The organism is Pseudomonas sp. MDT1-17 (assembly GCF_054898105.1).
On the sequence record NZ_JBUBVM010000001.1, the window covers coordinates 1,891,753 to 1,916,304 of the forward strand.

At 59.3% G+C, this 24,552-nt stretch carries 20 protein-coding genes and 2 tRNA genes; 4 read left to right on the forward strand and 18 right to left on the reverse strand.

What is annotated here, in order from left to right; all coding sequences use genetic code 11:
* Positions 1-187: 187 nt before the first annotated feature.
* The 4 genes from ACYZTX_RS08630 to ACYZTX_RS08645 all read right to left on the reverse strand — a co-directional run bounded on the left by ACYZTX_RS08630 (position 188) and on the right by ACYZTX_RS08645 (position 4,779).
* A complete protein-coding gene (locus ACYZTX_RS08630; RefSeq protein WP_462033709.1) occupies positions 188-1,483 on the reverse strand; it encodes a virulence factor family protein in 1,296 nt (431 codons plus the stop codon).
* Entirely contained in the window at positions 1,483-4,125 is a 2,643-nt protein-coding gene (mprF, locus tag ACYZTX_RS08635) for a bifunctional lysylphosphatidylglycerol flippase/synthetase MprF (RefSeq protein WP_462033710.1), read from the reverse strand. Before mprF ends, ACYZTX_RS08630 begins: the two co-directional genes overlap by 1 nt.
* 279 nt (positions 4,126-4,404) lie before the next feature.
* Positions 4,405-4,481: transfer RNA gene (locus ACYZTX_RS08640), tRNA-Met, on the reverse strand.
* Positions 4,482-4,702: 221 nt separating this feature from the next.
* A tRNA-Met gene (locus ACYZTX_RS08645) sits at positions 4,703-4,779 on the reverse strand.
* 301 nt (positions 4,780-5,080) lie between these two features.
* Between ACYZTX_RS08645 and dinB the strand changes: the two genes are divergently transcribed.
* Positions 5,081-6,142, forward strand: coding sequence for a DNA polymerase IV (gene dinB, locus ACYZTX_RS08650; RefSeq protein WP_462033711.1), 1,062 nt, complete (start codon positions 5,081-5,083; stop codon positions 6,140-6,142).
* 143 nt (positions 6,143-6,285) lie between these two features.
* On the opposite strand, the gene ACYZTX_RS08655 is transcribed toward dinB, so the two are convergent.
* The 4 genes from ACYZTX_RS08655 to ACYZTX_RS08670 all read right to left on the reverse strand — a co-directional run bounded on the left by ACYZTX_RS08655 (position 6,286) and on the right by ACYZTX_RS08670 (position 11,060).
* The gene (locus ACYZTX_RS08655; protein ID WP_462033712.1) at positions 6,286-7,239 is read right to left on the reverse strand and encodes a hypothetical protein; all 954 of its coding nucleotides are present in this window, start codon (positions 7,237-7,239) and stop codon (positions 6,286-6,288) included.
* Between the two features lie 17 nt (positions 7,240-7,256).
* Positions 7,257-8,972, reverse strand: coding sequence for a proline--tRNA ligase (locus ACYZTX_RS08660; protein WP_462033713.1), 1,716 nt, complete (start codon positions 8,970-8,972; stop codon positions 7,257-7,259).
* A gap of 130 nt (positions 8,973-9,102) precedes the next feature.
* Complete coding sequence (locus ACYZTX_RS08665; protein WP_462033714.1) at positions 9,103-10,662, reverse strand: AmpG family muropeptide MFS transporter; 1,560 nt, start codon at positions 10,660-10,662, stop codon at positions 9,103-9,105.
* A 44-nt stretch (positions 10,663-10,706) separates the two neighbouring features.
* On the reverse strand, positions 10,707-11,060 hold the full coding sequence (locus ACYZTX_RS08670; protein WP_462033715.1) for an MGMT family protein: 354 nt from the start codon (positions 11,058-11,060) through the stop codon (positions 10,707-10,709).
* A gap of 163 nt (positions 11,061-11,223) precedes the next feature.
* Between ACYZTX_RS08670 and ACYZTX_RS08675 the strand changes: the two genes are divergently transcribed.
* Entirely contained in the window at positions 11,224-12,231 is a 1,008-nt protein-coding gene (locus tag ACYZTX_RS08675; protein ID WP_462033716.1) for a DUF481 domain-containing protein, read from the forward strand.
* 109 nt (positions 12,232-12,340) lie between these two features.
* Here ACYZTX_RS08675 and ACYZTX_RS08680 read toward each other — a convergent pair whose 3' ends face one another.
* A complete protein-coding gene (locus ACYZTX_RS08680) occupies positions 12,341-12,550 on the reverse strand; it encodes a cold-shock protein (protein ID WP_002554837.1) in 210 nt (69 codons plus the stop codon).
* 354 nt (positions 12,551-12,904) lie between these two features.
* Here ACYZTX_RS08680 and dcd point away from each other — a divergent pair, with 354 nt between their 5' ends.
* On the forward strand, positions 12,905-13,471 hold the full coding sequence (gene dcd / locus ACYZTX_RS08685; protein WP_282376893.1) for a dCTP deaminase: 567 nt from the start codon (positions 12,905-12,907) through the stop codon (positions 13,469-13,471).
* A gap of 106 nt (positions 13,472-13,577) precedes the next feature.
* Positions 13,578-13,787: a hypothetical protein gene (locus tag ACYZTX_RS08690; protein ID WP_462033717.1), complete on the forward strand. Its 210-nt coding sequence runs from the start codon at positions 13,578-13,580 to the stop codon at positions 13,785-13,787.
* Positions 13,788-13,833: 46 nt separating this feature from the next.
* On the opposite strand, the gene pdeM is transcribed toward ACYZTX_RS08690, so the two are convergent.
* The 9 genes from pdeM to ACYZTX_RS08735 all read right to left on the reverse strand — a co-directional run bounded on the left by pdeM (position 13,834) and on the right by ACYZTX_RS08735 (position 24,395).
* Positions 13,834-14,490: a ligase-associated DNA damage response endonuclease PdeM gene (pdeM, locus tag ACYZTX_RS08695; protein WP_462033718.1), complete on the reverse strand. Its 657-nt coding sequence runs from the start codon at positions 14,488-14,490 to the stop codon at positions 13,834-13,836.
* Positions 14,487-16,967 (reverse strand): ligase-associated DNA damage response DEXH box helicase, encoded by a 2,481-nt coding sequence (locus tag ACYZTX_RS08700; protein ID WP_462033719.1) that lies wholly within the window; start codon positions 16,965-16,967, stop codon positions 14,487-14,489. The genes pdeM and ACYZTX_RS08700 overlap by 4 nt, the downstream gene beginning before the upstream one ends.
* A gap of 183 nt (positions 16,968-17,150) precedes the next feature.
* Positions 17,151-17,915 (reverse strand): ABC transporter ATP-binding protein, encoded by a 765-nt coding sequence (locus tag ACYZTX_RS08705; RefSeq protein WP_462033720.1) that lies wholly within the window; start codon positions 17,913-17,915, stop codon positions 17,151-17,153.
* 13 nt (positions 17,916-17,928) lie between these two features.
* Positions 17,929-19,047, reverse strand: a complete 1,119-nt coding sequence (locus ACYZTX_RS08710) for a succinylglutamate desuccinylase/aspartoacylase family protein (RefSeq protein WP_462033721.1) — start codon at positions 19,045-19,047, stop codon at positions 17,929-17,931.
* A gap of 29 nt (positions 19,048-19,076) precedes the next feature.
* Positions 19,077-19,787 (reverse strand): ABC transporter permease, encoded by a 711-nt coding sequence (locus ACYZTX_RS08715; RefSeq protein ID WP_462033722.1) that lies wholly within the window; start codon positions 19,785-19,787, stop codon positions 19,077-19,079.
* Positions 19,784-20,512 (reverse strand): ABC transporter permease, encoded by a 729-nt coding sequence (locus ACYZTX_RS08720; protein ID WP_462033723.1) that lies wholly within the window; start codon positions 20,510-20,512, stop codon positions 19,784-19,786. The genes ACYZTX_RS08715 and ACYZTX_RS08720 overlap by 4 nt, the downstream gene beginning before the upstream one ends.
* Positions 20,513-20,568: 56 nt before the next feature.
* A complete protein-coding gene (locus ACYZTX_RS08725) occupies positions 20,569-21,351 on the reverse strand; it encodes a transporter substrate-binding domain-containing protein (RefSeq protein ID WP_462033724.1) in 783 nt (260 codons plus the stop codon).
* 324 nt (positions 21,352-21,675) lie between these two features.
* On the reverse strand, positions 21,676-23,364 hold the full coding sequence (locus ACYZTX_RS08730) for an ATP-dependent DNA ligase (RefSeq protein WP_462033725.1): 1,689 nt from the start codon (positions 23,362-23,364) through the stop codon (positions 21,676-21,678).
* The gene (locus ACYZTX_RS08735) at positions 23,361-24,395 is read right to left on the reverse strand and encodes a ligase-associated DNA damage response exonuclease (RefSeq protein WP_462033726.1); all 1,035 of its coding nucleotides are present in this window, start codon (positions 24,393-24,395) and stop codon (positions 23,361-23,363) included. The genes ACYZTX_RS08730 and ACYZTX_RS08735 overlap by 4 nt, the downstream gene beginning before the upstream one ends.
* Positions 24,396-24,552 lie beyond the last annotated feature (157 nt).

Consider the following 24,552-nt stretch of genomic DNA (forward strand, 5'->3'; position numbering starts at 1 on the left):
TTGCGCGGCTAATCCCTGTGGGAGCGGGCTTGCTCGCGAAAGCGGTGGGTCAGTCAGCATCTTTCTTGATTGGGAGACTGTCTTCGCGAGCAAGCCCGCCCCCACAGGGGATTAGTGATGGCTGCTGGAATTAAAAAGCCCCCGCTACCGTGAGGTAGCGAGGGCTCCTTTGTCAGCGGAACTCAGATCACTCCTGAACCGCCGTCTCCTTCGCTTGACGCTTCTCGATCACATCCACCAACCGCTGTGCCAACGCCGGGTAGTTCTCGTCGAAGTGATGACCACCAGGCAATTTCATCGCCTCACCCACGGCAGTCTTGTCGGTGCAGCCGCTTTCGTCGACTTCTTCTTCACCGTAGATGCACACCACTTTCTCCGGTGGCAGCTTGGCCATTTCCGGACCGGTGGCGGCTTCTTTGCCGGCGTTACCGAGCCAGCCTTCGACTTCGATTTCGAAGCTGCCGGTGCGGGCGAAGGCCAACAGGATGATGGCGTCGACGCGCTGTTGTTCCGACTCGGCCAGGCGGTTATAGATGGCTGGCAGGACGTCGGCGCCGAACGAGTAGCCGGTCAGGACGAAGCGCTTGGTGCCCCATTTCTGCCGATAGTGCTGCATCAGTTCGGCCAGGTCCAGGGCGCTTTGCTCAGGGCTCTTGTGCTGCCAGTAGTAACGCAAGGTGTCGATGCCGACCACCGGGTAGCCGATCTTCGCCATCTCTCCCGCTACGTCGCGGTCAAGGTCGCGCCAGCCACCGTCACCGGAAAGGAACAGGGTCACGGTGTCCTTGGCTTGACCGGCAGGCACTTCGACCACCGGGATCTGCAGGCCGCCGGCGGCTTTATCGCCGCCAACGAGGATCTTGCGCAGTTCGTTGTTCAGCACTTGCGGCAGATTGATGTCGTAATCGCTGATGCTGGTTTCGGCGTTGGGTTGGTCGCGCACGAAGCCGGCGCTGGTGTCGTCCGGGTTGTCGTTCCACGCCACCAGCCAGTGACCGTGAGTGGCATTTTTTGGCAGCAGGTGAGTGCAACCGGGTTTTTCCAGGGCCAGGTCAACCGAGATGGCTTGAGCCTTGTCGTCCTTCTGCTCGGACAGCCAGCGCCACGCCAGCACGGCGCCAGGGCCGATGCCGCTGACCAGGGTCGCCGGGCCTTTGAGTTCTCTCAGGGCCGATTGCAGGGCGCGACTTTGCAGCAGGCAGTCTTTGGGCAGGATCACCTGAACAATCTGCGCCGAGCCGGTGCGGCTCAGGGTCATCAACTGTTTGTCGCTGAGCTTCTGGTCTTCATTGACCGCTACCAGCACCTGGGCGCGTGGCGTGTTACCGGGGATGACACGGGTCATCGCGGCGCCATCGGCCGGGGTCAGCAGTTCGAGGGTCGGTTCGGGTGCCGGGCGGTTCAGGTACCAGTAACCGCCACCGAGAATCAGGGCCAGCACTACCAGTGTGGCCAGTACATACCGCAAGGAGCGTTGAATCATCAGCGTTTCACCAATCCAGTCAAGCCGCCCGCAATCAGGGCAGCAGTGTCGGCCAGGGCAACCAGCGGATCGAGTCCGGCGGGCACGGCCATATAACGAGGTTCCCAGTCAGGCTGGAACTTGTCTTTGAAGCGGCGCAAACCTTGGAAGTTGTAGAGCTGCTCACCACGGCGGAACACCATCGAGCCCAGACGCTGGGTCAGTGGGGCACCACGACGGGGTTGCAACCCCGACAACGGCACCATGCCCAGGCTGAAACGCGCGTATCCATGATTTTTATAATGTTGAATCAGGCCGACCATCATGAACTCCATGGTCAGCTTGGGGGCGTCCGGGTGCGCGCGCATCAGGTCGAGGCTGGCCAGGTCATGGCCGTAGGTCTCGAGCAAATTGGCGAACGCCACCGGGCGCCCTTCGAAACGAATCACCGCGACGCGGAAATGCTTGAGGTAGTCATCACTGAAGCGGCCGAGCGAGAAGCCTTTCTCGCGCACGTTTTTGCCGGTCAGCCAGGCATCGGAAATCACCTTGAGCTCATCCATCGGCGCTTGCCCCGGATCAAAGATTTCCAGCGACAGGCCATCGCGAGTGCCTCGGTTCCAGGTGTAGCGCAGGTCTTTCATCTCTTTGCCCTTGGCTTCGAGATCAAAGCGATGCAGGTCGACCCGGGCTTCTTCGCCGAGCTTGATCGCGGTCAGGCCGATGTCCATGTAGTACGGCAGGTTCTCGGCGCGCACTTGATAGAACACCGGACGGGCGTGGTGGATGTCGCAGAGGTCGCGGAACTGCCAGATCATTTCCGCCCGTTGCCGGGTCGGGCCGATCGGGTCATACAAGGCCACCAGGCTGCGACCCCGGCGGGCGTACATCAGGAACGCCTCGTCGTTGGGGTGGAACAGCAACGCCTTGTCACCGGTCAGCGCGAGGCCGCCGTCGGGTTGGGACGAAGCCATGAGGATCTTTACCGCGCGGTCCAGTTCATCCGGCGTCGGCAGATGAATGACCGGGCGCGCGGTGCGCAGCAGCCAGGTCAGGGACACCACCACCAGCAGCACCGCGGCACCCAGCAACGAGCGCAAGCCACGCGGAGCATCGGCGTCGAGGGTGAACTGCCACCAGAGCTGATGGCTGTACGGGACGTCCTGATAGGCGAACAGCAACAGCCAGATCGACGCACCGAGTACGCACAGGCTGGCCACCAGATACAGCGGCGAGAAGGGCAGTTCGGTCAAACGGCTGGGGCGATAGAACGAGCTGCGGAAAACCCCCAGCAGGCTCGCAGTCAGGGTCAGCAGGCAGGCTTCTTCCCAGTCGAAGCCCTTGAGCAACGAGAGCAGGGCGGCGACCAGCAACAATATGGTGGTCAGCATCCAGGCGGCCGACAGTCGGCGGCGCAGCCCTTGAGCGAGCAGCAAGCAGAGCACACCGATCAGGCTGGCACCGAAGTGCGAGGCGTCGACCAGTCGATGCGGGATCAGAAAGCCGATGTGCTCCAGGCGGGTGTCGATTTCCGGGGTGGCACCGGAGAACAACACCACCACGCCCGACAGAAATACCAGCACCGCCAGAATCGGCGCGGCCAGGCCGGACGCCACCCTTAAGGACTGACGCGATTGAAACAGGCGCTGACCTTCGTTGATCAGCAGGAATACGCAGGCCACCAGCAACGGCAGCACCACATAGATCAGGCGATAGAGCAGCAGGGCGGCAGCGAGTGGCGCGGCGCCGAGTGTGTCGGAGAAGGCGGCCAGCAGAATCGCTTCGAACACCCCGACCCCGCCGGGAACGTGGCTGAGCACACCGGCGGCGAGGGCCAGCAGGTACACGAGCAGGAATGCGCCGAAGGGCGGCGCTTCAGGCAGTAGCAGATAGAGCACGGTTGCCGCGGCGGCGACGTCCAGGGCCGTGATGATCAGTTGCAGGAACGTCAGGCGACGGCCCGGAAGGCGCAAGGTGCGGCATCCAACCTTGACCAGCAAGTTGTCGGGATAAGGTTGTTCTGGCAGACGGCGGCGGTAGATGCCGATGGCCAATACGCTGAAGAGCAGCAAAACGGCCACGGCGATTGCACCCAGCAACGTCTCGGACAGACCCAGGGCGGTAGAGGCCCCAGGCAGATTGCTGAGGGTGGCGAGGGCGGCCAGTGGGGGCAGGGCGCAGCCGAGCGAGAGGCTGGCAAACAGCGTCATGTGGGCGACTTCAGAAGCGCCCAGGCCATGACGTGCATATAAACGGTAACGAACCGAGCCCCCCGACAGCATTGAAAGGCCGATGGCATTGCCGATGGCGAAGGCGGTGAACCCGCCCAGGGCCAGGATTTTCGGCGCCAGTGTCACGCCCGCGTAGCGGCTGGCCGACCATTCGTAACCCAGCAGAATGATGAAGCCGACCACGGTCGCGCCCAGCGCGCCCAACAATGCGGGTTTTGGAACGTCGAGAATCGAGTCGTGCAGAGCGTCCAGATCGAGTTCGCTCAGCAGGTGGCGACAGGCAATCAGCGCGATAGCGAACAATAGCAAAGTGACTGCCAGGCCGATGGGCTGGCGGTATTTGCTGATCCGATCAAGCAAGCGCAGACGCTCGGCCTTGATCGGTTGTATCGCTGTGACGGTGTCTTGTGGATCAGACGAGTTGGCGCGCATCAATCACCTCTTGGATTGTGCGCGACAGGATGGGGGTATCCAGCCAAGTTACCAATCCCTGTAGAAAAAAATAATTACAAAATATTAACGCCTCTCACCGGGTATCAGCGATGGTACGTCATCAGTCATAGAGGGTTTTGTTTGCGGTTCAGCTTAGTCTGGGCTCAGCGTATGGGTGATCCCGAACGGCTCACTACACAGTGGCAGATCATTGTTGCGAAAGGACTTTTTCTACAGATACAAAAAAGGCCACTCTTTCGAGTAGCCTTTTTTGATGTTTGGTTGCGGGAGCCGGATTTGAACCGACGACCTTCGGGTTATGAGCCCGACGAGCTACCAGACTGCTCCATCCCGCGTCTGTGTGGCGGCATTCTATAGAGATACGCCTAGGTGTCAACCGTTAATCCTGAATAGGGTCAAATAAGCGTAAATGAGCGGCGAGCGGTCGTGGGGGAGGCTTAAGTTTCGGAATCAGAACGATTTCTCATTTAGGCGCCGTGCAGGCATAACCACTTCATCTGGACAAAACAAGCGCGCACAAAAAAGGCCACTCTTTCGAGTAGCCTTTTTTGATGTTTGGTTGCGGGAGCCGGATTTGAACCGACGACCTTCGGGTTATGAGCCCGACGAGCTACCAGACTGCTCCATCCCGCGTCTGTGTGTCGGCATTCTACAGAGGATCGGCGGGCTGTCAACCTTCAATCCAGAGAAAACCTCTTCCTGTTCAATCGCTTAGCTTTAAAAGAGGGCCGTGTGATCGGCTGAGAGGCTGGTGTGGCAAGGCTTTAAGCTCTATCGGGTGACGCTTCTCGATTGAAAAAATAAATTCATCCGGCAGTTTTCCTACGAGTGGAAAAGAACATTCTGAGTACTGGTGCTATATACAGGTGTCAGTGAGATACTGCCGATCTGACTCGCCAAGACTCCATTTCTTCACCATGAACACTGCTTTTATATGACGCAGCGAAAAATCATCCACGTCGATTGTGATTGCTTCTACGCCGCCATCGAGATGCGTGACGACCCGCGCCTGGCCGGTAAGCCTCTGGCGGTGGGTGGTTCAGCGGATCGGCGTGGCGTGATCGCCACCTGCAATTATGAAGCGCGGGCGTATGGGGTGCGTTCGGCCATGTCTTCCGGACATGCCTTGAAGCTGTGCCCGGACCTGACCATCGTCAAGCCGCGCATGGAGGCTTATAGAGAGGCCTCGAAGGAAATTCACACGATCTTTCGCGATTACACCGACTTGATCGAGCCGCTTTCACTGGATGAGGCCTACCTCGACGTGTCGGAGTGCGCGCATTTCGGCGGCAGTGCAACGCGGATTGCCCAAGACATCCGCCGTCGCGTCTCTAATCAGCTGCACATCACCGTTTCGGCGGGCGTAGCGCCGAACAAGTTTCTGGCCAAGATAGCCAGCGACTGGAAGAAGCCCAACGGCTTGTTCGTCATCACGCCGGATCAGGTCGAGGATTTTGTCAGTGGTTTGCCAGTGAGCAAGCTGCACGGTGTGGGCAAGGTGACTGCCGACAAGCTGAGCAGGCTTGGCATCCTCGATTGCTCGCATCTGCGCGAATGGGACAAGTTGGCGCTTGTGCGGGAATTCGGCAGCTTCGGCGAGCGCCTCTGGAGCCTGGCTCGTGGGATTGATGACCGGTTGGTGCACAACGACAGTCGCCGGCAGTCGATCAGTGTCGAAAACACCTACGACGTGGACCTGCCCGATCTGGTGAGCTGTCTCGATAAATTACCCGAGTTACTGGAAACCCTGGCCGGTCGCATGGCGCGGATCGACAGCAGCTATCGGCCGGGCAAGCCGTTCGTCAAAGTGAAATTCCATGACTTCACCCAGACCACTCTGGAGCAGGCCGGGGCAGGGCGGGATTTGGGGAGCTATCAGTTATTGCTGACCCAGGCGTTCAATCGCGGCGGGAAACCGGTGCGGTTGTTGGGGATTGGAGTGCGGCTGGAGGATTTGCGGGGCGGGTTTGAGCAGATGGAGTTGTTTGAGCGGTAGTGGCGGGGTTTTGATGCAGTGGTGAATGTCAGGCCGCCTTCGCGAGCAAGCCCGCTCCCACATTGGATCTTCTGTGAACACATTATTTGCGAACGCCGGAGATCTAATGTGGGAGCGGGCTTGCTCGCGAAGCTTTTAAGCGTTTAATTCGGTCCCGGATCGGCTACCAGTCGCCCGGCATCCTTGGTCAGCGACTTGAGGAATTCGGTCTGCAACTCAGGATCGTTGCGCGTCAGTTCGATCAGGCTCTGTTCCAGCTCGGTGGCTTCTTCTTCCAGACCCAGTTCCGACAGACGTTTGACCCGGTGGACCCACTGGCTCACTTCGTCGTCTTCGAGGTCGTCGTAAATCAGCCCGTGAGCTTCGAGCAGCTTGCCGCGCAAGGAACTGCTGACCGCCAGGGATGAATTGGTGTGCACATCGTCCTGGGCATCTGCGACACTGATCAGCAGTCGGCTCAGATGATTGATGTCATGTTCGGCGAACGGGCTGTCCAGCAGGTTCACGCGCAATACGCCGTTTTTGTCGGTGCTCAGGTCGAACGTTTCCTTACCGGCCTTGACCTCAACCGGACGCTCGCTCCATGGCAGGCTCGAGTATTCGGTGCGCTTGTCGAGCTGGACCTCGTCGATTCCCGCCAGGTTCTGTTGCGCGCGACCATGAGACTGCACGTTCATGAACGGGTTGAGCCCGGCAAAACCGTAGCTCAACCAATCTTTCGTCACGCTGTCCGGCAGGTTGCCGAGTGCGAACACGTTGACCACGTTCGCCCCGACACCGGCCACCACGGCCACCGCACCCAACGGGATCTCGTAAGCCTCCCGCCAGGGTTGGTAAGGCGTGTAGCGATCGTAGTGGCGGGTGACCTCGAACTCGGTGACTTCGAACGTCTTCTGCTCGTGGATCTTCACCCGACGTTGCGGCAGCTCAAGCACCTTTGGCTCGCCGACATCGATCTGCAGGCTGTGATCGAGCAATTTGCGCTCGACACGTTCCTCGTGCTCGCTGCGTTGCGACATGTGATTGGCACAGCCGCTGACCAGCAGGGTGCCGCACAGGGCGGCACCACCGAGGCCTAAGGTGTTTCGCTTGAACATGACTTCTCTATCTGGTGTCAGCGGCGGATACGGGTTTGGAGGAAGGACAGTACGTCAGCGACCGGCAGCGCTTGCGCTTCAGGTTCGGTACGGCTCTTGTATTCCAGATTGCCTTCGGCGAGGCCGCGGTCACTGACCACGATCCGGTGAGGAATGCCGATCAGCTCCATGTCCGCGAACTTGATGCCCGGGCTTGTTTTCTTGTCGCGGTCGTCCAGCAGTACTTCGAAGCCGGCTGCAGTCAGTTCTGCATACAGCTTGTCGGTGGCTTCGCGAACCTGTTCGGTTTCGTAGCGCAACGGTACCAGGGCGATCTGGAACGGAGCCAGTGTGTCGCTCCAGATGATCCCCTTGTCGTCGTTGCCCTGTTCGATGGCCGCAGCCACCACACGGGAAACGCCGATGCCGTAGCAACCCATTTCCAGAGTGACCGGCTTGCCATTCTCGCCCAGCACTTCGCACTTCATTGCTTTGCTGTACTTATTGCCTAGCTGGAAGATGTGCCCGACTTCGATGCCGCGCTTGATTTCCAGTGTGCCTTTGCCGTCAGGGCTTGGGTCGCCGGCGACGACGTTGCGCAGGTCAGCAACGGTCGGAACTGGCAGGTCGCGCTCCCAGTTCACACCAAAGTAGTGCTTGTCGTCGATGTTCGCGCCGATGCCGAAGTCGCTCATCAGTTCGACGGAACGGTCGATGATGATTGGCAGCGGCAGGTTCAACGGGCCGAGGGAGCCGGCGCCGGCGCCAATGGCGTCGCGCAGTTCGGCTTCGGACGCCATGACCAGCGGGCTGGCAACGCCGGGCTGGTTGGCAGCCTTGATTTCGTTCAGCTCGTGGTCGCCACGGATGATCAGGGCAATCAGCTTGCCTTGCTCTTCAGCGTGAACCACCAGGGTCTTGATGGTCTTTACGATCGGCAGGTTGAAGCCTTCGACCAGTTGCGCAATGGTCTTGGCGTTCGGCGTGTCGACCAGGCGCAATTCTTCAGCCGGTGCGGCGCGGGAAGTTTCCCGCGACACGGCTTCGGCTTTCTCGATGTTCGCGGCGTAGTCGGAGCCGTTGCTGAAGACGATATCGTCTTCGCCGGATTCGGCCAGCACGTGGAACTCGTGAGAGCCGGCACCACCGATCGAGCCGTTATCAGCTTCAACCGGGCGGAATTTCAGGCCCAGACGGGTGAACACGTTGCAATACGCCTGGTGCATGCGGTCGTAGGTGACCTGCAGCGATGGCTGGTCCGCGTGGAAGGAGTAGGCGTCCTTCATGATGAATTCGCGACCGCGCATCAAACCGAAGCGTGGACGGATCTCGTCACGGAATTTGGTCTGGATCTGGTACAGGTTGATCGGCAGCTGTTTGTAGCTGCTCAACTCGTTGCGCATCAGGTCGGTGATGACTTCTTCGTGAGTCGGGCCGGCGCAGAAGTCACGACCGTGGCGATCCTTGAAGCGCAACAATTCAGGGCCGTATTCTTCCCAACGACCGGATTCCTGCCACAGCTCAGCCGGTTGGGTGCTCGGCATCAACACTTCGAGAGAGCCAGCGGCGTTCATTTCTTCACGAACGACGGCTTCAACCTTGCGCATCACTCGCAAGCCCATCGGCAGCCAGGTGTACAGGCCCGAGGCGAGTTTGCGGATCATGCCGGCGCGCAGCATCAGCTGATGGCTGATCACGACCGCGTCGGAAGGCGTTTCTTTCTGTGTGGCGAGCAAAAATTGACTGGTGCGCATGGTTGGCCGTTGTCGGTTGCTGATGACGAGAAATGACGGAGCATTGTACGGGCGAGATCTGCTGGCGTACAGGCGTGCGGTCGGCGGTGTGGCAGGAGGGCGGGAATCACCGCGCTCTCTGCGAAGCTTCCTACGATTCTTCCACTACCTGGCTCGGAACCGGTTCTGGCGTTGGTGTCGGACCTGCACGACGGCTCTCCTGGAACCAGTGCAAGGCGATCAACAGCAGGGTTGGTACGCCCAGCAGGGCGGTGATCAGGAAGAAGTTGTGATAGCCGAATTTCTCCACCATGACCCCCGAGTAGCCGCCAATCAGGCGTGGCAGCAAGAGCATGATCGAGCTGAGCAGGGCGTACTGGGTCGCGGAGAACTTCAGGTTGGTCAGGCTCGACAGGTAGGCGACGAACGCCGACGTCGCCAGGCCCGAGCTGAAGTTGTCCAGGGAGATGGTGCCAATCAGCATGTTCAGGTTGGCGCCCATGTCGGCCAGCATCAGGAACAGCAGGTTAGTGCCAGCCGACGTGATGCCGCCGATGAACAGAATCGGAAGGATGCCAAAGCGCACGATCAGCAGGCCGCCCATGCCGGCGCCAACCAAAGTCATGATCAGGCCGAAGATCTTGCTGACGCTGGCAATCTGATCCTTGGTGAAGCCCTGATCGATGTAGAACACGTTGGCCATCACCCCCATGACCGTATCGGACATCCGATAGGTGGCGATCAGGCCAAGCAGCAGCAAAGCCTGCCAGCGGTAACGCAGAATGAAATCGTTGACCGGCGTCAGCACTGGCGCCAAGCCGCGGCGGCCGATGGCTGACAGGCATATAGCGGTGAGCGTGGTGTAGAGGATTGCCCGCAGGAACGCGCGGTCTTCGAGCAGCAGGTCGAGCGGGCTTGCGCCTTCGAACAGCACGCTGGCGAAGTCGGTGTTGTACAACTGGGTGAACATGGCCGGTACGGAAACCAGCAGCACGATCAGCACAAACACCGATGCCAGTTGATGCACAAAGCTGTAGCGCCCGGCTTGAAGTTGCGTGCGCAGCGGCACCGACGGCTCGCGCATGAAAAAGGAGGTTAGCAGCGCCGGAACCATCAAGGCGCCGAACAGGATGTAGGTGCCGGCCCAGGCCGAATGCTTATAGTTGAAACCGGTGGAACCGAAGCCTTCAGCGAAGAACAGGGCGCCGGCGGTAGCCAGCAGCGCGGCGATTCGATAACCAGACATGTAACTGGCGGCAAGTGCGGCCTGGCGACTGTCGTCGGCGATTTCCAGGCGATAGGCGTCGACCGCAATGTCCTGCGTCGCGGAGGCGAAGGCGACAACCACTGCAATGGCGATCAGCCAGGACAAATGTTTTTGCGGGTCGCAGAAACCCATCCCGATCAGACCGAGGATGACCAGTGCCTGGGAAAGCACCAGCCACGAACGTCGGCGACCGAGCTTGCCGAGGAATGGCAGGCGCCATTGGTCGAGCAGCGGTGACCAGACCCACTTAAAGGCATAGGCCAGGCCGATCAGGCTTGCATAGCCGATGGTTTCGCGAGCCACGCCGGCTTCGCGCAGCCAGACCGAAAGTGTCGAAAACACCAGCATGTAGGGCAGGCCGGCGGCGAAACCAAGCAACAACAGCACAAGTGTCGAGGGGCTGGCATAGGCGGCGAGCGCGGCGCGCCAGGTTTTACGGGGCATGGGCTGAAGTCTGCCTCAAGAAATACGGAAACAAAGCGCGCACTCTAACCGCTGTGCTCTACCGGGCGCCAGCCATGGCGCTGAATATCAACACGATTGTTCAGGATACTGATGCCCTCCATGCGCAAACGCGCGCGTTGTTCATCCCCCGAAGGGCTGCCCACAGGCAGGCTGATACGCCCGCCGGCACCGAGCACGCGGTGCCAGGGTAATTTGCTGTCATCCGGCAGTTGGCTCAGTGTCCGCCCGACAAAGCGGGCAGCGCGACCCAATCCCGCCAGCTCGGCGAGCTGCCCGTAACTCACGACTTTGCCCTCGGGGACTTGGGCCAGCGTCAGGTAGAGCGCCGTGCGTCGGATTTGCGCCGGACTATCGGTTTCAGTGTTTGAGTCGGTCACGTCCGCAGTTCCTGAAAGAAGTTCGCCTTACCGTCTGTAGAGTAAATCCTGGATCACCCATTGAGAAATGAACTCAATAGAAATAGTCGGGTCAGTCCTTGCTAGGGTCTTATTCGTACGGATAATGCCGACCACTTTTCGCAAACTTGAGCCTGTATTGCTTATGTTGTCCAGAACTCTGCTGTGCCTCGCTGTCGCCAGTGCTTCCACGCCTTTACTCGCCGATACCGTCTGGTTGAAGAACGGTGACAAGCTGAGCGGCAAGATCACCGTTTTCGATGGCGGCAAGCTGTTGATCCAGACCGAATACGCCGGCGCCGTCCCGATTGACTGGAAGCAGGTTAAAACCCTTGAAAGCGACCAGCAGTTGCTGGTCAAGCAGGATGCCTACACGGGCGAAAAGGCCAAGGCGCTGCATGCCGCAGATGACGGAAAGGTCACTTTGGCCAATGGCGACGGTCCCAAGACCGTCGAACTGGCCAGTATCCAGCAGATCCTCAAGCCCAAGCCGGTGGTTGAGGATTTGGTGTGGAAGGGGAATGTCGATGCAGCGCTGGATTATCAGCGGGCCGAGAAAGACACCGACGATTACGATATCGACTTCAAGACCACTGCGCGTCATGGCAGATGGCGACACATCGCTGAAGGCGAGTACAACCGCGAATTTCAGGATGACGTGGTCACTACTGACAACTGGCGGGGCGAATACTCGCTCGACCGCTTCCTGACCGAAAAATGGTTCTGGCAAGGGCGCGCGGTCTATAAGCGCGACAAGGTCGAAGACCTGTCCCGTCAGCGCACAGTCGGTACTGGCCCCGGCTACCAATTCTGGGACAACGAACTGGGCGCATTTTCCTTGGGTTCGCTGGTCAACCGCACGGACTATGAGTTCGCTGACGGCAGCAAAGAAAATTTCTATTCCCTGGCGATGAAGTGGGATTACAACCGCTACCTGATCGGCAAGCAGGTCGAGTTCTTCACCAACGGCGAGGTGGGTAAGCCGTTGTCGGGCGTGGCGAATTACGCGCTGGATGCCGAGGTCGGGCTGCGTTACAAGGTGACCGAGTGGGCGTCGCTTAACCTGAAGGCCGAGCGAGACATCATCAGCGGTACCGACGATGCCGATCTGGACAAGACCCGCTACACCGCAGGGTTTGGCGTGGCCTGGTAAGACGCAAAAAATCGCAGCCACTGGCTGCGATTTTTTTTGCCTGCAAAACAGACAGGCACAAAAAAGCCCCGCTTTTGAGGGCGGGGCTTTTTACTAAAGCAAGTACAAGTTAGATAACTTGAACTTCTTCAGCTTGCATGCCTTTCTGACCGCGGGTAGCGATGAAAGAAACCTGTTGGCCTTCTTTCAGGCTTTTGAAGCCGTCGGATTGGATAGCTTTGAAGTGAACGAACAGGTCGTCACCGGATTGTGGAGTGATGAAGCCGAAGCCTTTTTCATCGTTGAACCACTTAACGGTACCAGTTTGGCGATTAGACATGGTGTAACTCCTTGAACAAAGATAACTGCGACGCAGGAAGAACCCTGGCCGAGACTGAGTGCAAAGAGCAGGAAAAATTCTTGTAGATGGTTGGATCGAAATTCAACATATCGTGTAGAGATTCTCAGTGACACAAGCAGCACAGTGGCGCCACCTTAACCCTTTTTCCGGAACGTGCCAATGCTTCCTGCGAAGGTTTCTCTGTTTTCATGACTGACGGTGCACCCGATTGCGACGAAGGGCCAGATTTCACGGGGGATTGGCGAGAATTGTGCCCGGGACTTTGAACCCGAAGCGCGCGCCCGGTAAGATGCCGGACAGATTTTTTCCACCTCGCTATTCAGGACACCCGCCATGAGCATCAAATCGGACAAGTGGATTCGCCGCATGGCGCAAGAGCACGGCATGATCGAGCCCTTCGTAGAGCGCCAGGTGCGCGGTGAAGGCGCCGACCGAGTGATTTCCTATGGCGTGTCGAGCTATGGCTACGACGTACGCTGCGCCGATGAATTCAAAGTATTCACCAACATCAATTCGGCGACCGTTGATCCGAAGAACTTCGACGAGAAGAGCTTCGTCGACGTCAAGAGCGATGTCTGCATCATCCCGCCGAACTCCTTTGCCTTGGCGCGCACCGTGGAATTCTTCCGTATTCCGCGCAATGTGTTGACTATCTGCCTGGGTAAAAGCACCTACGCTCGTTGCGGCATTATCGTCAACGTGACGCCGCTTGAGCCTGAGTGGGAAGGCCACGTGACCCTGGAATTCTCTAACACCACCACGTTGCCGGCAAAAATCTACGCCAACGAAGGTGTGGCCCAGATGCTGTTTTTCGAATCCGACGAAGAGTGCGAAGTGTCCTACAAGGACCGTGGCGGCAAGTATCAGGGCCAGCGCGGCGTCACCCTGCCACGCACCTGATCGGTTTGTCTGGCAGGTCGCGGGAATTCTTCAGCGGGTAGATACTCTATTGGGTGTACTGCCCGGTTCGCGCAACGCGCACGGGGCCATCGCTCAGGAGTGCTCTATGAAGATCGATCCGCAAATAAGTGCCGAACTGGCAAGGCTTGAGCCCAATCAGGTTGGCGTTTTGGCCTGGTCCTTGTTGGCACATCCACCCGTCAGCATGGCAGGGGGCATTCCCGGTCAGCCTGATCCCGATACGCCCAACGAACAACCTACCGAGCCCGGTGAGCCCACCCTGCCGGATGAGCCACCTCCCGCGCCTGTAGCCTGATCTGTAGCTGAAATGAATGGCCAGTCAGCTGATGTCCTTAAAGACATCAGCTGACTGGCCATATTTCGTTGTCGCCTATGACAAAGATCCTACAGCTGTCATCCCGTTCTACCTGATAGCCGCCGGTAAACGCGCCGAAGGCCGGCAGCAGACTGATGTGCTCTCCCAATCTGAAGCACGCCAGTCGCAAACTTTGTCGACCTCTACCGTTCAGCCGATAAACCGGATGCACATGCCCGGCGAGCACGTGCCGGTATGAATGCGGGTCGGGTTCGTGCTGCAACGCAAACGGCCCCAGCAGCAACGGCTCGGGCACCACACGAATGTTCAACGATGCCGGCGGATCGCCCGCGCGCCTGTCGTGGTTGCCGCGGATCAGTGTCATAGGCAAATCGCGGTGTCGGCCGCGCCATTGCGCCAAGGCGTTTAGTGTGGCCGTAGCGTGGGAACCGGGGCCGTGAAGAAAATCCCCGAGGAAAATCAGCTGACGGCAGGGCAGGGCGGTCAGTATTGCGTCCAGCACGGCAATGTTGCTGGCGGTGGTGCCATGAGGCACGGGTTGGCCGAGGCTTCGATAGGCCGCAGCCTTGCCGAAATGCACGTCGGCAATCAGCAGTGCCTGCTGGGCGGGCCAGTAGATGGCTTTTTCTGGCAGCAGCCACACTTCTTCGCCAGCCAAATGCACGGGATAGGGCGTATTCATCGGGCTTTCCCGGTTCCGGCGGTTTTTTCAAGATCCGTGACCATGCGCCTGATGCGATCCACGAGTTTTTCCGAGCTCATGCTTTCCCGCATGCGCTCCACCAGCAGTGGAAATCCGAGAGGCGTAGGACGTTTGATGTGATGCAGGTCCAGTTTCAGTTGGTTGATCCGCTCCAGCGTCTGTTTCAGTCGATGAATATCCAATTCCTCACGCAGGACTTCTTCTCCTGCCTGGGCCAGTAGCAGATTCCCGGCGTCGTACTGTTTAAACACTTCGAAGAACAACCCGCTCGAGGCCTGAACCTGACGGGTGCTTTTCGGTGCGCCGGGGTACCCGGCAAACACCAGCCCGGCAATGCGTGCGATTTCCCGAAAACGGCGAAGCGCGAGTTCACCGGCATTCAGACTGGCGAGCACGTCCCTGAGCAGATGCTGTGGACTTAATAGTCCGGGGGGCAGAGGGTCGGACCAATTCACGCAGGTAGCGCTGAGCAACTCCAGCCCGTAATCATTCACCGCAATAGAAAATGTCACCGCCTGCTGCTGACTGACCCGCCACGCCAACAAGCTCGCCAACCCCAGATGGACCTGGCGCCCGGCGAATGGGTAGAGGAACAGGTGCCAGCCTTCACGTGATTTCAGCGTTTCGGCCAGTAAAGTATCCGAGGTCGGTAACCCGGACCAGCGTTGTTGCACCTCTAAAAGGGGGCGCAGCGCCTGCATTTCCGGCCCAGTGAACTCGCCCTGCGCCGCCGCACTAAAGCGCGCGACCACCGCATTGGCCAACTCGCTGGACAGTGGCATGCGCCCGCCATTCCAGAGCGGCACCGCAGCTTTTTTCGCGATGCTGCGTTTTACATAGGCGGTCATGTTTTCTACCCGCACCAGCTCCAGCAAACGCCCCGCGAACAGAAAACCGTCACCGGGCTTGAGCCGTGCGATAAAACCTTCCTCGACGCTGCCCAATTGTTTACCGCCGCCACCCTTGCTCCAGAACTTCAACTGAATGCTCGCGTCGCTGACGATGGTGCCGATACTCATGCGATGTCGGCGGGCCAATCGCGCATCGGGTACGCGCCAGACACCGTGTTCATCCGGTTCGACCCGGCGATAATCCGGATAGGCCGTCAGGGAAAGTCCGCCGTGGCGTACGAAAGCCAGCGCCCACGTCCAGTCCGCCGGCGTAAGGTCGCGATAAGCCCAGGCGCCGCGTACTTCCTCGTACAACTCATCGGGCTGAAAACCACCCCCCAGTGCCATGCTGACCAGATGCTGAACGAGCACATCCAGCGGTTTTTGGGGAGACTCGCGTGGTTCAATTCGCCGTTGTGCGACGGCGTCCCGTGCCGCAGCGGCCTCGATCAGTTCGAGGCTGTGCGTCGGCACCAGCGTCACCCGCGAAACCCGCCCTGGCGCATGACCGGAACGACCCGCACGCTGCATCAGTCGCGCCACACCTTTGGCCGAACCGATTTGCAGCACGCGTTCCACTGGCAGGAAGTCCACACCCAAATCCAGGCTGGACGTGCAGACAACGGCTTTGAGCTGACCTTCCTTGAGGGCGCGCTCGACCCAGTCACGCGTGTCGCGTGACAGTGAGCTGTGATGCAGGGCAATCAATCCAGCCCAATCGGGGCGCGCCTCCAATAGGGCTTGATACCAGATCTCCGATTGCGCACGGGTGTTGGTGAACACCAGGCTGCTGGGGCTGGAATCGATCTCGGCGATGACCTGCGGCAACATCTTCAGCCCGATGTGCCCGGCCCATGGAAATCGCTCGATGGCGGGCGGCAGCAGCGTGTCGACGCGTAGCTCTTTATTGGTTTGGCCCTGGACGCTGGTGCCAGCGCCCTGTGGGATTAATACCTGTTCGGCGTGGGCCTGATTACCGAGGGTCGCGGAAACGCCCCAGACAATCAGCCCCGGATGCCAGCGACGCAACCGGGCAAGGGCCAGTTGCAGTTGCACGCCGCGCTTGTTACCCAGCAGTTCGTGCCATTCGTCGACCACCACCATGCGCAAGGTCGACAGCGCAGTGTGTGCGTCAGCACGGGCGAGCATCAGGGTGAGACTTTCCGGGGTGGTGATGAGCGTGGTGGGCAATCGTCGACTCTGACGCGCGCGTTCGCTGCTGCTGGTATCGCCGGTCCGCAGGCCGACGCTCCACGGAATCTGCAAATCGTACAGCGGTGCCTCCAGAGCGCGAGCGGTGTCGGCAGCCAGCGCGCGCATGGGCGTTATCCACAGCACCGTCAGCGGTTCGGCAAGCGTTTTTCGATTACGAGGTTGTTCAACAGAAGAAGCGTAGCGATTAAGCGCGCCAAACCAGACGGCATAGGTTTTACCGGCGCCCGTGCTGGCATGCAGCAACCCGGACTCACCGCGTTTGACTGCCGCCCACACGTGTTTCTGAAAGACGAAAGGCTTCCAGCCGCGAGCGGTGAACCATTGTTTTGCGAAGTCGGGGGAGGTTCCCATGCCGGCCGTGTGCGCTCTGAAAGTCCTCTTTCAGTGACCACGGCGGCATACGAAAGGTTTAATGACACTCCCCGAACTGTAGGAGCTGCCGCAGGCTGCGATCTTTTGATCTTTGGCGGTCTTGATAAAGAACAAGATCAAAAGATCGCAGGCTTCGCCAGCTTCCACAGGGGGGTTGCTGTGTTACTTGAGGTTGCCGCTCAGGAACTGCTTCAGCCGCTCACTTTTCGGATTGCCCAGCACGTCTTCCGGTGCACCTTCTTCCTCCACCAACCCTTGGTGCAGGAACAACACCTGACTCGATACTTTACGGGCGAAGCTCATTTCGTGAGTCACCATGATCATGGTCCGGCCTTCTTCGGCCAGGCCCTGGATCACTTTGAGCACTTCGCCCACCAGTTCCGGGTCGAGCGCCGAGGTCGGTTCGTCGAACAGCATGACTTCCGGTTCCATGGCCAATGCGCGGGCGATGGCGACCCGTTGCTGCTGACCGCCGGACAGGAACGCCGGGTACTGATCGGCCACTCGCGCCGCCAGCCCGACCTTGTCGAGGTAACGACGGGCACGGTCTTCGGCTTCTTTCTTGTCGCAACCCAACACCCGGCGCGGCGCCATGGTGATGTTTTCCAGCACCGTCATGTGGCTCCACAGGTTGAAGTGCTGGAATACCATGGCCAGGCGGGTGCGGATCTTTTGCAGTTCATCGGCGTCGGCCACGTGCATGCCGTGGCGGTCCTTGATCATGCGGATGTTCTGGCCGTCCAGGCTCATGGCGCCGTCGTTAGGCTGCTCGAGAAAGTTGATGCAACGCAGGAAGGTGCTTTTGCCCGAGCCGCTGGCGCCGATCAGGCTGATGACGTCGCCGGTGTTGGCCTTGAGCGAAACGCCTTTGAGTACTTCATGATCGCCATAGCTTTTATGCAGGCCTTCAATGGTCAATTTGTACATGGGGCATGCATCCTCAAGGCGAAAGTAGGTAGCCGCTGCGATAGGCTTCGGTGCCCGCGACGTGGGCGATCACCATGCCGGCAGTGGCCATGCGTCGCAGCGAACGGGCGTACATCAGCCCGGCGGCGGTGCAATGAACGGGGGTGACGCGATCAAAGATCGGGTCGATGATTTCAGCGATCAGTTGCCCGGCTTCGAGGTATTCCCCTGGCAGCGCGGTGAACACCAGCAGCCCGCCGACCGGTGTTGCCACCGGTTCAACGCCGGCCAGCGGCGTGGCCGGGTAGGGGAGCTCGGGCAGCGACGCAGGTTCGCCAGCAATGGCGCCGAAGTGAATCAGGTAATCGATCAGCGCCTGGCAATCGAGGCTGGCCAACGGGTGATTGACGTCACCCTGGCCGCGCAATTCAACGGTGACCGAAAAACTGCCCAGCGGAATGTCGAAGTGTTCGCCGAAGCGCTCCTTCAACTGCCACCACAGCAGGGTGAAGCATTCATCGAACGACTGACCGCCGGAATCAGTGGCCAGCAGACTGGCTTCAGCCCCGATGTACCGCGCCAGCGGCTCGACTTGAGGCCAGGCCTCGGGCGTGGTGTAAAGGTGGGCGACCGCTTCGAAATCGCAATGCAGGTCCAGCACCATGTCGGCATCGCAGGCCAGCCGTTGCAGGGTCAGGCGCTGGGATTGCAATTGCGTGCTGGCAGTTTGCTGAGCGAGGGCATTGCGCAGGCAGCTGCGAATCAGTTCGAGGTTGAGCTGCGGATCGTCGCCGAGTTGGCCTTCGATCTCGTTGCCGACGGCTTCGCTCACATCGACGAACCAGCGATTGAAGTTCTGCCCGCTTTCGAGTTCGTAACGGCCCAGCGGCACATCCATCAGCACTTGTTCGAGGCCGACCGGGTTGGCGATCGGCACCAGCACGATTTCGCTGCGCAGACGGCCGGCGGCTTCCAGCTCCGCCAGACGTTGCTTGAGGTGCCAGGCCACCAGCATGCCGGGCATTTCGTCGGCATGCAGGGACGACTGGATGTAGATCTTGCCTTTGGCCGACGATGGGCCGAAGTGGAAGCTGTGAATCTGTCGTGCGGTCCCCGGCAGTGGGGCCAGCAGGTCATGAATCTGGTGGCGCATGTTTGTCTCTTTATTCCTGAAAGCGGGTCCTAGTGGGTCGGCCCGAGGAAGGCCAGCCATCGGCGTTCGGCGAGGCGGAACAGGCCGACCAGCGCAAAGGTAATGGTCAGGTAGATCAGCGCGGCGATGCCGAACGACTGGAAGGTCAGGAAAGTCGCCGAGTTGGCATCCCGTGCGACTTTCAATATGTCCGGGATGGTCGCGGTGAACGCCACGGTGGTCGAGTGCAGCATCAGAATCACTTCGTTGCTGTAATAAGGTAACGAACGACGCAAGGCCGAAGGCATGATCACGTAGGCATAGAGCTTCCAGCCTGTCAGACCGTAAGCCTTGGCCGCTTCGACTTCACCGTGAGCCATGCTGCGAATCGCCCCGGCGAATATCTCCGTGGTGTAGGCGCAGGTGTTCAGGGCGAAGGCCAGGATGGTGCAGTTCATCGCGTCGCGAAAGAACGCATCGAGTACGGGCTGGGCGCGCACGGCAGCCAGGCTGTAGATGCCGGTGTAGCAAATCAGCAACTGGATATAGAGCGGTGTACCCCGGAACAGGTAGGTGTAGAACTGCACTGGCCAGCGGATGTAGAAGTGCGGCGAAACCCGGGCGATGGAGAGCGGAATCGACACCAGAAAACCGATGAAGATCGACGCACTGAGCAGCCACAGGGTCATGGCCAGGCCAGTGATGTTGTAGCCGTCGGTATAAAGGAAGGGTTTCCAGTATTCCTGCAAGAGTTCGATCATCGTACGGCCTCCCGGGAACCGGCGGCGTAGCGGCGTTCGAGCCAGCGCAGGACGACGTTGGACGCGCTGGTGATCAGCAGGTAAATCACGGCTGCCAGCACCAGGAAGTAGAACAGTTGGTAGGTGCTTTTACCGGCATCCTGCGCAGCCTTGACCAGGTCGGCAAGACCGATGATCGAGACCAGCGCGGTGGCCTTGAGCATCACCATCCAGTTGTTACCAATGCCCGGCAAGGCGAAACGCATCATCTGCGGGAACACCACGATACGAAAACGCTGGCCGCGTTTGAGGCCATAAGCGGTGGCGGCTTCGACCTGACCCCGAGGCACAGCGAGGATCGCTCCGCGGAAGGTTTCGGTGAAGTACGCGCCATAAATGAAGCCCAGGGTGATGACCCCGGCGCTGAACGGGTTGATCTCGATGTATTCCCATTCCATGAAATCGGTGAACGACGTCAACCAGGTTTGCAGGCTGTAGAAGATCAACAGCATCAGCACCAAGTCCGGTACACCGCGAATCAGCGTGGTGTAGAGCTGGGCCGGAACCCGCACCAGTTTGACTTTTGACAGTTTGGCTGTGGCGCCAAGCAGGCCGAGCAAGACGGCCACCAGCAGCGACAACGCCGATAATTTGATGGTCATCCAGGTGCCTTCCATCAGCAACGGGCCGAAGCCCTTGAGGCTGAAGGCTGAGAGCCCCAGGTTTTGTAAGAGGTTTTCGAACATAAATCAGCAACCTGATCGGATGAAAAAAGCGCCCATCGTGAGGTGGGCGCCGGGCATTATTTGCCGCTGTACAGATTCAGATCGCCAAAGTGTTTCTTTTGAATGGTGGCGTAGGTGCCATCGTCGTGTAACGCTTTGATACCTTTATCCAAAAGTGCCTTGAGGTCTTTGTTACCTTTAGAGATACCGATCGCTGTTTTGGCCGGCAGCAATTCGCTGTCAACCGGCTTGCTGACTTCGTAGCCCTCGCCTTTAGGCGACTTCAAAAAACCCAGTTCGGCTTGCAGCATGTCCTGGATCGCCCCGTCGAGACGGCCGGACATCAGGTCGGCATACACCTGATCCTGGTTCTGATAGGCCTGGGTTTTCACGCCAGCCTTGTCCAGAACGGCCTTGGCGTACGCTTCCTGAATGGTGCCTTGCTCGTAGCCGACGGTCTTGCCCTTCAGCGAAGCGACGTCTTCGGTCAGGCCTGAACCTTTCTTGAACACGTAAGCGGTTGGACCGGAGAACAGCTCGTTGGAGAAGTCGATGACTTTTTCGCGGGCCGGGGTGACGGTCATCGAAGAGATCACACCGTCGAATTTATTGGCCTTCAGGCCCGGAATCATGCCGTCGAAATCGCTTTCGACCCATTTGCACTTGACCTTCAGCTCGGCGCAGATCGCGTTACCCAGATCGATATCGAAACCCACCAAGTTACCGTCAGCTGCTTTGGACTCGAACGGAGCGTAAGAAGGGTCAACGCCAAAACGCAGTTCTTTGTATTCCTTTGCCAGCGTGGAGCCGGCAGCCATGCACAACGCCAGTGCAGAAAGGGTCAGCAATGCTTTTTTCATTATTCAATCCCTAAAAACCAATAGAGCGCTTGTGGCGCAGAATTATTGTTACTGGAAAGCGTAAGACCCACTGAAAGTAGCAATTTCCGAACCAGAGTCCCGAACAAGTGTTTTAAAAGGTGATTCAAGAAATGGCAAGGAGCGATTTGCGCACGAAAACGGGCGTCGGGAAATGTCTGCACCAACTTGGTTCGGAATCGCACAAATCACTGTGCGAGCGAGCCTGCTCGCGAAGAGGGCGTGTCAGGCGATGTCAATGCTTCTGACGGACCGCTTTCGTCGGAACGCCGCCCGGAGCCGGCTCGCTCCCACAAGGGAATTGGATCAACCCAACAAATCCTGCAACGTTCCTAAATTGTCAGCTTCTTCAACCGACTTATCCCGCCGCCAGCGCAACATCCTCGGAAACCGCACAGCAATCCCGCTCTTGTGTCGTTTGGACAGGGCGATGCCCTCAAACCCCAGTTCAAACACCAGGCTCGGCGTCACGCTGCTCACCGGCCCGAATTTCTCTACGGTGGTCTTGCGCACGATGCTGTCGACCTGGCGCATTTCTTCGTCGGTCAGCCCTGAATAGGCCTTGGCGAACGGCACCAGTGTGCGTTCGCTCGCCTCAGGCGGCCCGTCCCACACAGCGAAGGTGTAATCGCTGTAGAGACTGGCGCGGCGACCATGGCCGCGTTGCGCATAGATCAGCACCGCGTCAACGATGAACGGGTCGACTTTCCATTTCCACCAGACGCCCATGTCCTTGGTCCGCCCGACGCCATACAGCGCATCCCGGGCTTTGAGCATCATGCCTTCGACACCGAGACTGCGGGAGGCTTCCCGTTGTCGGGCAAGGTCGAACCAATCTTCGCCCGTGAGCACAGGCGAGGGCAGCAGCACCGGGTTAGCGCAGGTTTTCACCACCTGTTCCAGCTGAGTGCGACGCGTGGCCTGAGGCTGGTTGCGCCAGTCTTCGTCCTGCCATTCCAGCAGGTCGTAGGCGAGGACGACCACTGGCACTGCTTCGAGAATTTTCTTGTCCAGGGTTTTACGGCCGATCCGCTGTTGCAGCAGAGCAAACGGTTTTACTGCGGGTAAGGCTGGGGAACGAGGGTCGAAGGCGTCTTCGGTGGTGGGTGCTACGGTTTTCCAAGCGACGATTTCACCGTCGATCACCGTACCGTCGGGCAAGCAGTGAACCAGACTATCGAGTTCGGGGAAGCGCTCGGTGACCAGTTCTTCACCTCGCGACCAGATCCACAGTCGCCCGTCGCGTTTGACGACCTGCGCGCGGATGCCGTCCCACTTCCATTCCACTTGCCAGTGGCGGGCCGGGCCAAGCAGGGCTTCGAATTGTTCAACGGGTTGTGATAGCGCGTGGGCGAGAAAAAACGGGTAAGGCTGGCCACCGCGTTGCGCATGTTCGTCAGATGATTCAGCAGCGATCAGCTTCAAATAACCGGGTGCGTTCGGGCGGTTGGACAGGTCGGTGTAACCCACCAGTCGCTGGGCGACGCGTTTGCTGTCGATCCCGGCCATGGCCGCCAAGGCACGGGTCACCAGCAACTTGGATACGCCGACGCGGAAACTGCCGGTGATCAGTTTGATGCAGAGCATCAGGCTCTGGCGGTCCAGTTGCGACCACAGGGCTGGCAGTTGCTCGGCGAGGACTTGCGGGGTTTCACCGCGCAGTGGCAGCAGTTTGTCTTCAATCCAGACCGCCAAACCATCGTTGGAGCTGTGAAGTGCTTCGGGCAATACCAGAGAGATGGTTTCTGCCAGATCGCCGACCGCCTGATAGCTCTCTTCAAACAGCCACGGCGAGAGGCCGGAGTACGCCACCGCCAGCTCTCGCAGGATGCGCACCGGCACCAGTTGCCGAGGCCGCCCGCCGGACAAAAAATAAACAGCCCATGCGGCGTCTTCTGGCGCGGCGTTGGCGAAGTAGTGTTGCATCGCCGCGAGTTTGGCGTTGCTCGACGTTGTGGCGTCGAGTTCGGCGTATAACTCGGCGAAGGCCTTCATGGCTGCACCTCGACGTTCTCGGGTTCGACGGCGGCGTTTTCTTCCTCATCGTCGCCGTACTCGGTGCTGAAACTCTGAGCATCAAGACCCTGTTCGCGCAGATGGCGCACCAGCACACCCACCGAACCATGGGTCACCATGACCCGTTCCGCGCCGGTCTGTTCGATGGCCCAGAGCAGGCCCGGCCAGTCGGCGTGGTCAGACAGTACGAAGCCACGGTCCACGCCGCGCCGCCGCCGTGTGCCACGCAAACGCATCCAGCCACTGGCGAAGCCGTCGCTGTAGTCGCCGAATCGGCGCATCCAGGTACTGCCGCCAGCAGAAGGTGGGGCGATGACCAAGGCTTTACGCATCATCGGATCGCTCTTTTTGACCTCGCCGGCATAGATCGTTGGCGGTAAATAAATACCGCTCTCGCGATAAACCCGGTTCAGCGGTTCCACCGCGCCATGCACCAGAATGGGGCCGAGGTTGGCGTCGATGCCGTGGAGAATGCGCTGGGCCTTGCCGAAGGAATAGCAGAACAGCACGCTGGTTTTGTCGGCGGCGGCGTTGGCCTGCCACCACTGATTGATCTCGGCAAAGACTTGCGCCTGGGGTTGCCAGCGATAAATCGGCAGGCCGAAGGTCGATTCAGTGATGAAGGTATCGCAACGCACGGGTTCAAACGGCGCGCAGGTGCCGTCGGGCTCGATCTTGTAGTCGCCCGAGGCGACCCAGACTTCACCGCCGTATTCCAGACGCACCTGGGCTGAGCCAAGCACGTGGCCGGCGGGGTGAAAGCTCAGGGTGACGCCGTGATGAGTCAGAGGTTGACCGTAAGGCAGGGTTTGCAGGTTGATGTCCTGACCCAATCGCGCACGCAAAATCCCTTCACCGGGAGCGGCCGCCAGATAATGCTGGTTGCCGGTACGGGCATGGTCGCCGTGAGCATGGGTGATGACCGAACGCTCGACTGGCCGCCACGGGTCGATGTAGAAATCGCCGGCGGGGCAGTACAGGCCTTCGGCGCGCGCGATAACAAGGTCCATGTTGTTACCAAAAATGGAGGGACTTGTTAGCTATGAGGTTTGCGCGGGGCTGGAAGTTCTATCGAGTTTTAAAAGCGGAAAAAGATTCAAATGTGGGAGCGGGCTTGCTCGCGAAGGCAGTGTGTCAGTCAATATCATCGTTGACTGACACACTGCC